The sequence below is a fragment of the Lysinibacillus sp. FSL K6-0057 genome, from assembly GCF_038630885.1.
Lineage (GTDB): Bacteria > Bacillota > Bacilli > Bacillales_A > Planococcaceae > Lysinibacillus > Lysinibacillus fusiformis_F.
This window is the reverse complement of sequence record NZ_CP152047.1, coordinates 1,638,612-1,651,029: the sequence shown is the minus strand read 5'-3', so window position 1 is coordinate 1,651,029 and position 12,418 is coordinate 1,638,612. Positions and strand designations below refer to the sequence as shown.

The 12,418-nt window shown below is 39.4% G+C and carries 10 protein-coding genes and 1 pseudogene; 4 read left to right on the top strand and 7 right to left on the bottom strand.

Going from position 1 to position 12,418, the window contains the following annotated elements:
- Window positions 1-42: 42 nt before the first annotated feature.
- A complete protein-coding gene (locus MHB40_RS07805; protein WP_342534237.1) occupies window positions 43-1,287 on the bottom strand; it encodes a Zn-dependent hydrolase in 1,245 nt (414 codons plus the stop codon).
- A 140-nt stretch (window positions 1,288-1,427) separates the two neighbouring features.
- On the opposite strand from MHB40_RS07805, the gene MHB40_RS07800 reads away from it, so the two are divergent.
- The 3 genes from MHB40_RS07800 (at window position 1,428) to MHB40_RS07790 (ending at window position 5,653) form a co-directional block, all read left to right on the top strand.
- Window positions 1,428-2,597, top strand: a complete 1,170-nt coding sequence (locus MHB40_RS07800) for a PucR family transcriptional regulator ligand-binding domain-containing protein (protein ID WP_342534236.1) — start codon at window positions 1,428-1,430, stop codon at window positions 2,595-2,597.
- 172 nt (window positions 2,598-2,769) lie between these two features.
- The gene (locus MHB40_RS07795; RefSeq protein WP_342534235.1) at window positions 2,770-4,131 is read left to right on the top strand and encodes an aspartate aminotransferase family protein; all 1,362 of its coding nucleotides are present in this window, start codon (window positions 2,770-2,772) and stop codon (window positions 4,129-4,131) included.
- A gap of 13 nt (window positions 4,132-4,144) precedes the next feature.
- Window positions 4,145-5,653, top strand: coding sequence for a CoA-acylating methylmalonate-semialdehyde dehydrogenase (locus tag MHB40_RS07790; RefSeq protein ID WP_342534234.1), 1,509 nt, complete (start codon window positions 4,145-4,147; stop codon window positions 5,651-5,653).
- Between the two features lie 103 nt (window positions 5,654-5,756).
- On the opposite strand, the gene MHB40_RS07785 is transcribed toward MHB40_RS07790, so the two are convergent.
- The 5 genes and pseudogenes from MHB40_RS07785 to MHB40_RS07765 form a co-directional block, all read right to left on the bottom strand.
- Window positions 5,757-6,074: a DUF378 domain-containing protein gene (locus MHB40_RS07785; protein WP_205442399.1), complete on the bottom strand. Its 318-nt coding sequence runs from the start codon at window positions 6,072-6,074 to the stop codon at window positions 5,757-5,759.
- Window positions 6,075-6,256: 182 nt separating this feature from the next.
- Window positions 6,257-6,742 (bottom strand): methylated-DNA--[protein]-cysteine S-methyltransferase, encoded by a 486-nt coding sequence (locus MHB40_RS07780; RefSeq protein WP_342534233.1) that lies wholly within the window; start codon window positions 6,740-6,742, stop codon window positions 6,257-6,259.
- A pseudogene (locus MHB40_RS07775) lies at window positions 6,729-7,642 on the bottom strand (DNA-3-methyladenine glycosylase). The gene MHB40_RS07780 and the pseudogene MHB40_RS07775 overlap by 14 nt, the downstream one beginning before the upstream one ends.
- Before the next feature lie 14 nt (window positions 7,643-7,656).
- Entirely contained in the window at window positions 7,657-8,214 is a 558-nt protein-coding gene (locus MHB40_RS07770) for an Ada metal-binding domain-containing protein (protein WP_342534232.1), read from the bottom strand.
- Window positions 8,215-8,239: 25 nt separating this feature from the next.
- Window positions 8,240-9,007 (bottom strand): isocitrate lyase/phosphoenolpyruvate mutase family protein, encoded by a 768-nt coding sequence (locus MHB40_RS07765; RefSeq protein WP_342534231.1) that lies wholly within the window; start codon window positions 9,005-9,007, stop codon window positions 8,240-8,242.
- Between the two features lie 259 nt (window positions 9,008-9,266).
- On the opposite strand from MHB40_RS07765, the gene MHB40_RS07760 reads away from it, so the two are divergent.
- Window positions 9,267-10,784, top strand: coding sequence for a 7TM diverse intracellular signaling domain-containing protein (locus tag MHB40_RS07760; RefSeq protein ID WP_342534230.1), 1,518 nt, complete (start codon window positions 9,267-9,269; stop codon window positions 10,782-10,784).
- A 162-nt stretch (window positions 10,785-10,946) separates the two neighbouring features.
- Here the strand turns inward: MHB40_RS07760 and MHB40_RS07755 are convergent, their stop codons facing one another.
- Window positions 10,947-12,392 (bottom strand): M20 family metallopeptidase, encoded by a 1,446-nt coding sequence (locus tag MHB40_RS07755; RefSeq protein WP_342534229.1) that lies wholly within the window; start codon window positions 12,390-12,392, stop codon window positions 10,947-10,949.
- Window positions 12,393-12,418 lie beyond the last annotated feature (26 nt).

Sequence of the window (12,418 nt, the reverse complement as noted above, 5' to 3'; positions counted from 1 at the left end):
TGCCTCTCACCCTTCATCGCAAAATTAGAGAATGCTTGCTAGTTAATGCAGTGTATATGTTTCGCCCATACTAAACTTCGTTTGTAGCGTTAACACCGTTTCTAGTAAAATATCTGCGCCCTTTGCACAATCCTCAAAGGCTGTTTGCTCTTCCTCACAATGACTCTTGCCTTGAATACTTGGAACAAAAATCATTGCGGAAGGAACCATACTTGCCATATACTGCGCATCATGTCCAGCGCCGCTAAACATTCGATGCGCTGAATAGCCAAAGCTTTGACAAGCTCTTTCTATTTCATTGCAAATCGCACTTTCAAAATACACGGTATCCCTGCCCCACAACTTGACAGGCTGGATATGGCATCCACCTGCTGTTTCTGGAAGCGCGTTGAGAATATCCTCAACCTGTTGCATGACCTCTGGTTTTTGGTGACGAGAATCAATTGTAAATGTCACCTTATTTGGGATGACGGTATGAATATTCGGGGAAACATTCATACGACCAAAGGTAAAAACAAGTTGTTCATCAATTTTCCCTAATTGTTCATGTAGCTCTGTAATGATGGTCGATGCCACAATCATCGGGTCTTTACGCATTGACATTGGTGTTGTACCTGCATGATTTGATTGTCCTGTAATGGTAATTTCGTAGCAAACCATACCGAGTACACCCTCTACCACACCAATTTCCAGTTGTTTTGCCTCTAGTACTGGCCCTTGTTCAATATGCAATTCAATATAAGCAAGTGCTTCCTTCAGACGATTGGCTTGCTCTCCCTCATAGCCACTTGCTTGTAAAGCTTCTTGAAAACGAATGCCATGTTTATCTGTGGATTGCAGCATTTTTTCTTTGTCGAATTTCGAGGTGATGACCCCAGAACTCATCATGGCTGGATCAAAACGCGCCCCCTCTTCATTCGTGAAATTGACAATCATGAGTGGGATGTCCACTTCAATATCATTTTCCTTTATTGTTCGAATGGCCTCAATCGCTGTTAGTACACCTAACACGCCATCAAATCTTCCACCTTTTTCAACTGAATCTAGATGGGAACCCATGACAATGGGTGGCACATTCTTCTTACCAGGAAGAGTGGCGTACATATTGCCCATATCATCCACCTGAATATCCATTCCTAACGCTTTGCAACATTCACAAAAATAGTTTCTTGCTAGAACATCCTCATTCGAAAGAGACAAACGTGTGACGCCACCATTTTCAGTGGCCCCAAATTGACTAAATTGTTCAATTAACTCTTGCAATCGTCTACTATTACATTTATACATATGCAAGTCCTCTCTTTCACAGTAGTTAATAAACATTCTAAAATAGATAAAATTTGTGAGATATGGATATAACACTAAAAAAATATGTGCAACTGCACATCATATATGGTAAGTTATGTTCATAATTAAGGGGGGAAAGTATGGGGACGATTCGTAAAATTGTAGAGGGAGTTCAATTCCCAATGCTCACATTAGTCGCTGGACATAGTGGTACGTATCACAGAGTTACTGGTATTAATGTTGTGGAAAGCAGTGATTTAATCATGTTTTGTAGACCCAATGAATTGGTCGTCACAACAGGCATTAATTTAGATGCACAGCAAGATTCCTTGGAACAGCTTGTCAAACAGGCATACACAAAAAAAGTAGCTGGCTTTATCATTAATACAGGACCATTCATTCCTAATATTCCAGAAGCCGTCATCTCTTTTGCCAATCAACATGATTTCCCTATTTTTCAAATGCCATGGAATTATCGCATTGCCGATCTATTAAAAACTACCTTTCAATTTATTGCCAACCATCATCAAGAGCTTTCTATCGAAGAAAAGATTCTTTTCAATCTACTATTTCAGTACAAACAAAACGCTAACACAATGAAAGATCAACTAGCACAGCTAGGATTTCCTCAAGGAAGAGAATTAGCGATCATAACATGTACAACCATTGGCACCCAAGCAGCTATTGACCGTTACGAAGTCATGATCCAATTCGCTTTTCAAAATCGCTATCAACGCTTCTTAAAATTAAAGCATAAAAATCACCTCATCTTTTTAATTGATAAAGCACAAATCAATACACCAAATATACCCTTCTCAAAAGTCGTGGAAGAAATCTATGAAAAAATCATCTTAAAAAATGGTTACTTGGATATTATTATCGGTAAAGGCAACTATCATAAAGAGCTAGAAAAAGTTCGCCAAAGCTATGATGAATCCTTAACTGTCATTCATTTAGCACAGCTTCATAACAATCGTTATTTGTATAAATACAAAGAAATCGGTGCCTATAAAATATTGATGGCTGTGCAAAACCAGCCCCTGATGAAGTCCTTCAGTCAGGATATTTTAGGACAGCTCTATCGCTATGATGAATTACACGGCACAGACTATGTACCTTTTTTACGCATATTTGTAGAGGAAAATGGCAGTACAAGCAGGATTAGTGAACGTCAATTTATCCATCGTAACACGGTCCTTTATAAAATTAAGAAAATTGAAATGCTATTGGATATGGACTTAAGCAATCCCTTTACGAAGACTAATTTGTATATTGCTTTTTTAATAGAGGATGTCTTAATGCATCAATAGCATGTCACGCCTTTAAATTAACTGAATTTTCTTTCTCATTAAATACTCCTTCTAAAATACTTGAAGCATACATATAAAGTACAAATGGGGTCGACTGTGCATTTTTGTTGTCCACATCTGACGAAAACATATGCATGCTAATCAACTACCTGTTTAGAAGGAGTGAAGCTTCGTGACAAATGTTACAAGTCCCAATTGGCAAGTAAAAGATGAACAATTTGTATGGCACTCAATGAAGCCATATAATCCAAATGCAACGATGATTGTGCAATCCTCTAAAGGCGCGTGGATTACTGACATTGAAGGCAAACGCTATTTAGATGCGATGGCTGGTTTATGGTGTGTGAATGTTGGCTATGGACGAGAGGATATTGCTAAAGCTGCCTATGAGCAATTACTGGAAAATACGTATACACCATTATCTGTTGGGCATATCCCTGCCATTCAATTAAGTGAAAAAATTAGTGAGCTATTAGGTGATGATTATGTCGTCTTCTTCTCCAATAGTGGCTCTGAGGCAAATGAGGCTGCCTTCAAAATTGCTAGACAATATCATCAACAAAAAGGTCACGTTAATCGCACGAAAATTATTTCGCGTTACCGTGCCTATCATGGTAGTTCCATGGGTGCTCTAGCTGCAACTGGACAAGCCCAACGAAAGTATAAATATGAGCCACTGGCACCAGGATTTTTACATGTCACGCCACCTGACTCGTATCGTGCTAATGAAGACCATATTCAAAGTAAGGATCCTTGTGCATTACCATCCGTCCAAGCAATCGATCATGTCATGACTTGGGAAATGTCTGATTCCATAGCAGCTGTCATTATGGAGCCTATCATTACTGGCGGTGGTGTAATTATGCCCCACGACAACTACCTACAAGGAGTCAAAGCTGTTTGTGAGAAGCATGGCGCACTGCTTATTGTTGATGAAGTCATTTGTGGTTTTGGACGGACAGGCAAAGCTTTTGGATTCCAAAACTACGGCATCCAGCCTGATATTGTGACAATGGCAAAAGGCTTAACCAGTGCTTATATGCCACTGTCTGCCACAGCTGTTCGACGTGAAATTTATGAGGCGTTTGCAGGAACAGAGGAATACGACTTTTTCCGCCATGTCAACACGTTCGGTGGATCGCCAGCAGCATGTGCCGTCGCATTAAAAAATATTGAAATAATGGAGCAGGAAAATTTATTTGCCCACTCTGCTGCACTAGGTGCTACATTACTTACTACCCTACAGGAGCAATTAAAGGAGCACCCGCATGTTGGAGATATTCGTGGGAAAGGCTTATTAATTGGCATAGAACTTGTTCAAGATAAAAACAGCAAAACACCACTCAATATCACGCTTGTAAACAAAGTAATGACACAATGTAAGGAACAAGGGTTAATCATTGGGAAAAATGGTGTAACCGTTGCAGGCTTCAATAATGTGTTAACCTTATCTCCTCCACTGATTATTTCCTCAGATGAGAAGGATTTCATTGTTGAAAAATTTGTGCAAGCCTTACAATCTATTAAACTGTAGGAGGAATAGCTAGATGGTAACGAATACAGACATACAGGAGTTAGGTCATTTTATCAATGGACAAACAGTTCTAGGGAAAAGCGGACAGTTTTCAGATGTTTACAATCCAAGCACTGGCACTGTCATTGCTCGTGTTCCTTTGGCAACAAAACAAGAGGTACAGGAAGCGATCGCTGCTGCCCAAGCGGCTTTTCCTGCTTGGCGCGCCTTATCTGTTGGGAAACGAGCTGAAATTATCCTTAAATTCCGCCAACTCATAACAGAAAATATCGATGAGCTAATTGATTTGATCTGTACAGAGAGTGGCAAAACGATTGAGGATGCCAAGGGCGAAATTACACGGGGTTTAGAATCTGTTGATTTAGCCATCAATGCCCCACATTTACTTAAAGGAGAGTATTCTGTGAATGTTGGTGGTCATATCAATGCCTATTCTGTGAAAGAACCATTAGGCGTCGTAGCAGCTATTTCGCCGTTTAATTTCCCTGTCATGGTACCGCTAGCGATTACAAGTATGGCGGTGGCAGTAGGAAACTGTGTTATGTTGAAGCCGTCAGAGCGAGTTCCTTGCTCCGCTTTATTTTTATCAGAGCTGTGGAAAGAGGCAGGCTTACCAGATGGGGTTTGGACGGTTATTAATGGCGATAAAGACGCCGTTCATGAGCTGTTATGTCACCCAGCCATTGAAGCAATTTCCTTTGTAGGCTCCACGCCAGTGGCAGAAGCCATTTATGCTACAGCCTCTCAACATGGGAAACGTGTCACAGCATTAGGTGGCGGTAAAAATAACATGGTGGTGATGCCAGATGCTGACTTAGAGCATGTCGCTAATGCTTTTTTAGGGGCTGCCTCTCAGCGTTGTATGGCACTTTCAACCATTATTCCTGTTGGTGAGGATACGGCCAATAAATTAGTCGGTATTCTTGCCGGTAAAATTGCCAAATTAAAAGTGGGTCCCTATACAGATGCCGAAGTTGATTTTGGACCAGTCATCACTCAGCAATCAAAGGACGCCATTATTGGCTATATTGATCGTAGCCTAGAGGAAGGCGCAACACTAGTCTGTGATGGGCGAAATCCGGAAATTGCCAAACAATCGAACGGCTTCTATCTCGGTCCTACTTTACTCGATCATGTAAAGCCTGGGATGGAAATTTACGAGCAAGAGGTTTTTGGGCCTGCACGGAATGTCGTGCGCGTGGCAACACTAGAGGAAGCTATCGCCCTCATTAATGCCCATGAATTAGGAAATGGCGTAACCATCTTTACGAACAATGGTGCAGCTGCTCGAAAGTTTACCACTGAAATTGAAGTAGGTATGGTAGGTGTCAATGTACCGATTCCTATTCCAGTAGGCTATCATAACTTTGGTGGCTGGAAACGATCAAGATTTGGTGAAGGGCATATGTTTGGACCTGACCAAGTACGTTTTTTCACCAAAGCGAAAACCATCTCAGAAAAATGGATAGAACAAGGGAATGACGTTACCTCATCCTTTGCCTTTCCAAGTAATCAAGACTAATCATGAAATACAAATATTCGCGTAGTCAGTAGCTACGCGAATATTTAAGCTTGCTATTGAAAAAACTGACGAGCTAACATGGTCACCAGTTTTTACAGTGTAACTACTTGTTCTCTTTTTTCTCTTCCGTCTCTCTTACTTCAGAGAAATCTGCTTCTTCCCCAGCCTCCATACCATAGCTAGGATTTCTATCCATACGAGTGAATGTATCCACATCATCCTCGTCTTCAAATCGCTTTACAAGAATTGGTATCGTAATCAGCCCAGCAAGCCCAACGAGTGCATAAATCCATCGAGATAAGACCGCCGTTTGTCCACCAAATAAATAAGCCACTAAATCAAATCTAAAGAATCCAATGAGTCCCCAGTTGATTGCACCTATAATGACTAATACTAAAGCGATTCTATAAAGCACGCTCATGTGTACACCTCCTTTATCGTCAATACTCCAAGCTATATTTCTTAGCAGGGAGGTGTCATAAGAAGCGATAAAATGACAAAGACTAGTCATTACAACCGCCATTTTGACGGTCTTATTTTTTGCAATAACGTCTTTTTTATACTGTGTACAAATGGCGTAAGGATATACGCCGATGAACGGCATTACTTGGATGGATTTTTATGTGTTTGCTCGTGCTGAAGCAGCCATTCTTTGCGCCACATCCCGCCACCATAACCTGTCAACGTTCCATTGGAGCCGATAATTCGATGACATGGCACAACAATGCTGATATTATTTTTACCATTTGCACTACCGACAGCCCTTACAGCTTTTTCATTGTTAATAGCAATGGCAATATCCTTATATGAAGCCGTTTCACCAAAGCCTACACTCGGTAAGGCATGCCAAACAGCTTGTTGAAAATCTGTACCTTGAAATACATAAGGAAATGAGAACTCCTGACGTTCACCTAGAAAATACTCGTGCAATTGCTTAACACATTCTAATAGAACTTGAGGTGTGTCTTGCTGAGGAATGTTGATCATCTGCTCTCGTTCTGCAAAGTTAATGGCATCAATTGCAGTAGCACTTCCCTCTACTTCAATAATTCCAATGGGTGATTGATAATCTAATTTATATCGTTTCATACAGTGACCTCCATAAATAAAAAGTGGCATAAGCTTGCCAGCCTTGCCAATGTTTCGCATAGTTCTTCATTTCTTCAATCGTTGGTTTTCGTTCTAATGCTAGTTGGATTTTCAAAGCATTATGCAGACCAACATCAGCTATTGGAAATGCAGTCGGTTGTTGTAAACATTTCATAAGCACATAATCTGCTGTCCATGCACCAATTCCTCGAATGTCCATTAAACTTTTTTTCATGGCTTCGTAGTCTTCTTTTTGACGCAACAAATCTTTTGTCAATTGACCATTTGCTATACTCTTGGCAATATCAATAATATATTCTGATTTCCTTAGTGTAAATTGGAGTCTTTGCAAATCATCCGTCTGAATAGCAGCTATTTTTTCTGGGGTTGGAAATAGCCAGTAGCTTTGTCCTTCAAAGTGAACATGCTCTCCAAAATGCTCGACAAATCGCTTTTTTAACGTATAGGCGAATGTTAAATTAATTTGTTGTCCGATAATGGCCCAAACCAAGGCCTCAAATAAATCAGGAATTCCGATTAATCGTAATCCTGCATATTTTTTCGTAAGTGGCTGCAAGATTGGATCTTTTCAGCCATCTGATAATAGCCCTGCAAATCCTTTGTTAAATCAAACCACTCTGTGACATATTGTACGATTGTTGCGTGTTCATGGCTAGACGGCTGATTCATCGGAAATATCACTTTTATATTATTTGCTTGCTCCGTTATTTTACATAAAATTAGCTGCTCATTAATCTTTAGTAATTTATAGAGCACATCATCTTTCATATGATGAAGAACTTCTTGATTTGAACGCTTTAAGAACTGCAAACACTCCGGATAATTGAATTGTTCTGGTGGCTCGATGACTATACAACAATCTTCATTCTTCCATTTCATCTCATGGTTCCTTCCTATAATAGGTTTCGATATTCTGTAGGGGAGCAATTTTTCAGCCGTCGAAAAACTTTATAAAAGTTAGATGGACTTTGAAAGCCTGCTTCATAACAAATTTCTAAATTTGTATAGTCTGTATGTTTTAATAGATATGCAGCCTTATCAATTCGTATTTTCTCTAAATACGTTCGGGGTGTTTCAGCAGTTTCTTGCTTAAATAGACGTTCAAGATGAAATGGACTGATGCCTACATGCTCCGCCATATCCTGCAATGTCACGCTTTGCTTATATTCGTTAATGATAAAAGCTGTCACATTTTTAATCAATTGCGTATGTGGTGAATATTCGATTTCAGGTTGACATCGTTTACATGCCCGATAGCCAGCCGCCTCTACCTCTCGGATATCCTCATAAAATTCAACGTTTATCTTTTTTGGTTTTCTGGATTTACAAGAAGGACGGCAATAAATTTTAGTAGTCTTAACCGCAGTATAAAATAGCCCATCATAGGTTTGATCACAAGCGATGATTTTTTCCCACTTCTCCTCAAAGGATAAATTGATTGCATTGTCCACGAATATATCACCTCATTTTCATCGATTATACATATAAAGAAGAAGTATCTTGTTCTTTTAATAATTGTGCGGCATGCTGAGTTAAATGCGCAATGATTTTATCTGAAAGTGCATTGCCAAAACTAAAACGCTTTACCCCTAATTCTTTTAATAACTTGACATCCGATAAACCAGGTAAAGAAAGGAGATTAATAGGTGCATTTACAGTACGAGTCATCGCCCTGATTTCATTGACATCTGTTAAGCCAGGGATAAATATACCACTTGCTCCACTCTCAATATAAGCTTTTGCTCTTGTTATTGTTTCCTCAAATGGTTGCTCCAACTGAAAATACGTATCTGTTCGGGCATTAATAAAGAAATCTTTATAGCCATGGTTATCTAATTCTTTCCTCATGTTTGTTAACAAATGACCATGTTCAGTTATGCTTCTTAAGCCTGTTTGCTGTTTAAGGGAATCTTCAATGTTAATCCCTGCTACCCCAACATCCGCCGTTCTTAAAACATTGTCGATAATACTCTGTTCATCATGACCATACCCCGCTTCAATATCTGCCGACACGGGTATGTTCACTTGCTCTGTAATCGATTGAATAATGGTTAGATGTCGTTGAAAATCGATCTGTTCACCGTCCGCATAGCCAAGCGAGTTAGCTATACCCCAGCTTGTTGTGCCAATTGCTTGAAAGCCTGCTTTTTCTAATGTTAATGCCGATAACACATCCCAGGCATTCCCTATAAATAATAGCTCTTGTGAAAAATGTAAGTCATTGAATTCCAGAATTTTTGACATAATGAAAGCCTCCATACTGTTTGTTAGACCTCATATTATCAGGAACTATCCGTTTATTTCGTCCTCAATCTTGCTATTATGGTCTATAATAATGTTGTGATAATTTTCTTATAATAGACTATCCATTTGTTTGCATATAATCTAGTAACTGTAGAATAGGAGCAATTGCCCTTTCATGGAAAACAAAATAATCAGAAAAATAAATTTCTTTATTCTTTTTATCCTATTTATGTTAGCCCTGATCCCCCCTGTCAGCGCAATGAGCCCAACGGATGAACTGCTCGATCCTATTATTTTAGGACAACATTATGATATTTTTCGAGACACTTCCAAAAAGGTCTCCATCGAAGATTTATTAAGTGGTGTCCATGACCATTCTTTTGTGGCTAGTAATCATCCATATCCATTCTTCTGGCATACAAAGGATACCATTTGGTTACGGTTATCCATGGATAACATTTTAATAAATAAAGAGGAATCCTATTGGCTAGAGGTAACAGATAAATTAGATCGCATTGATATGTATGTAGTGAAAGCAGATGGCACCTACGATGTGCAAAAAAGAGGAATCGCCAATCTTGGGGAGCAATCGATTCCCTCACGATCTAATTTATTTCAAATCAATGATCCTGCTGTTCGTGAAATTTATATGAAGTTAGACGGGGCTTTACCATTAAGTTTAACATCCTATCTTTATACTGAAATCAGTTTTACCAACAAGATTAGTGAATATAAATTTTTAACAGGGATCTTTTATGGTTTTTTATCCGCCCTCTTAATTTATAATTTATTTTTATATTTTTCATTAAAAGATAAGGCGTATTTCTTCTATGTTTTATATATGCTGAGCTTTATTTTCTATCAAGCTACGTTAAATTCATTAGACATCGAATTATTGGGATCATGGTTGCCTCAAGTGTTCTTTATCAAATCTTTAACAGTCAGTGGAAATCTTTTGCTTGTATTTATGCTTCTATTTTGCATTCAGTTTCTAGAGTTAAAAAAATATTTACCGTTGTTCCATAAAATAGGAAAATTGCTTTTATGGATCACACTCTGCTCTTTAATGGCCTCCTTTATCATTCCTGATGTGTCCATCACCAATAATTTTACAACTAGCTTTGCTGTTGTTGTCTTTATCTTTTTATGGTTGTCAGGCATTTTCGTTTTAATAAAGGGCCAAAAAATGGCTCGTTTTTATTTAATTGGTTGGACGGTTTTACTAGGCTCCATTATCGTTCAAGCATTAGCCTTTTTAAGTGTGATCCCGTTCCATCCACGTATATTTGAGGAGGTTCCGGCCATTGGAGCTATTTTTGAATCGATCTTTTTATCTTTAGCTTTAGGAGATAAAATCAACATTATTAAGAAAGAACATCAAATCATGCAAGAAACGTTAAATGAGCAACTTGAAGAGAAAGTTCAAGAACGCACTCAAGAGCTTGAATTAGCAAAGCTTAAGTTGGAAGCATTAGCTAACACGGATCGTCTGACACAAATTCCAAATCGTGTACGTCTAGATGATGTATTAGAAAAAGAATTGGAACAAGCTAAAAGAAGAAATGGAACACCACTCTCTATTATTCTGTTAGATATTGATTACTTTAAAGCCGTTAATGATGAATATGGGCATCAGGTAGGCGATATCGTATTACAAAATGTAGCAGAGCTATTGAAAAATAATGTACGAGCTGGAGATATCGTTGGTAGATGGGGTGGAAGGCTACTTGACTCCCGTGGGATAGCGAGACAGGCGAAGCCCTGCACGGAGCGGTAGCGGAGGAAGCGATTCGGCGCTCGCCCACAGGAAAGCAAGTAGCCTGCAACGGAAATCCGTTTTCACCTTTCATAAAAATTCTATTGTTAGTTTTGTTTTTCAACACTATGCAGAGGCGTCATTATCGTGACGCCTCTTTGTTTACTTATCGATTTAAGATGCCTATTGTTTACTGTGTAAAGGTTTTATTTCTTTAGGAATTGGATTTTGATATACCTCATTCCCTAAACGCTCTTTTAGCTCTTGCTTAGCTTGCTCCATTAATTGTGGTTGAGCAAGCATGGCAGCAGCAGTAGCAGCCATTACTTTTCCTGCGTGGAGCATCCCTTTATGAGCAATGGACGTTGTGCCCGTAGCAACGGCCTGCCAAGAATGAAGCTGCGTTCCCTGTGCATGACAGGTCGTTGTACACTGTACAGTAGGAACAACCCAGCTTACATCCCCAACATCCGTTGAACCCGGCATCGTAATATTGGTAAATGCCTGATAATAAGGGAATAAAACGGTCGATAATGGTGAATCTATTTCTTTCGCCATTAATTCTTTATAAGCTGGAATAGCAGCTAGTCCTCCCCCCTGTTTCTCTTGTTCTGAAAGTGTCTCCCTAATGGTAGAAGCAAATTCGTAGTCCTCTTCGCTAAACGTCGGGGTACCTAACTGTGTAAACTGTTTAAACATCACCTGTTGCATGGTATGATTCGGAACGAGATTTGAACAGGCTTTATCAAAGATTACTTCCACCTTTGTTCCCGTCATTAATGCCGCTCCTTCGGCAATTTGACAGACACGCTCATAAATTTCATTTACTTGACTTGTTTTTGGTGCACGTACTAAATAGAGAACACTGGCATCAGCCTGCACAATATTTGGCGAAAGTCCACCAGTATTGGTGATAGCATAATGCACTCGTGCTTCAGGAATAATATGCTCTCGAAGATAGTTAACCCCAACGTTCATTAATTCAACGGCATCTAGTGCACTACGTCCTAAATGAGGCGCTTGAGCAGCATGTGCTGAACGTCCTGTAAATTTGAAAGATGCTTGTATATTAGCTAAGGAGCTTGTACACATCATTAAGTTTCGATCGGCTGGATGCCAGCATAAGGCGAAATCTACATCATCGAAAAGCCCTGCACGCACCATCAATGTTTTACCTGAGCCTCCTTCTTCTGCTGGACAACCATAATAACGGATGGTACCTGGAATATTGTGCTTTTTCATATGCTCACGTAAAGCTATTGCTGCCGCAAGTGATCCTGTCCCAAGTAGATTGTGCCCACAACCATGTCCATTTCCACCTTCTTGAATAGCTTTCTTAGTGGCAGTACCTGCTTGTTGACTTAAACCTGACAATGCATCATATTCTCCAAGGAAGGCTATGACGGGCTTTCCGCTCCCATAGCTACCAATAAAGGCTGTTTCAAGTTCAGCTACTCCTTTTTCAACATGAAAGCCCTCACTTTCTAAAGCCTTACATAGTAGCTCAGCCGATTGAAATTCCTCAAAGCGAATTTCAGCAAAATTCCAAATTTGATTGCTAATATCTATCAATTGTTCCCGTTTTTCTTCAATAGTTTTAGAGATTTCCTCTAGAAAAGTAGACATCATCTTTTATCACTCCATTGTTGTATGTT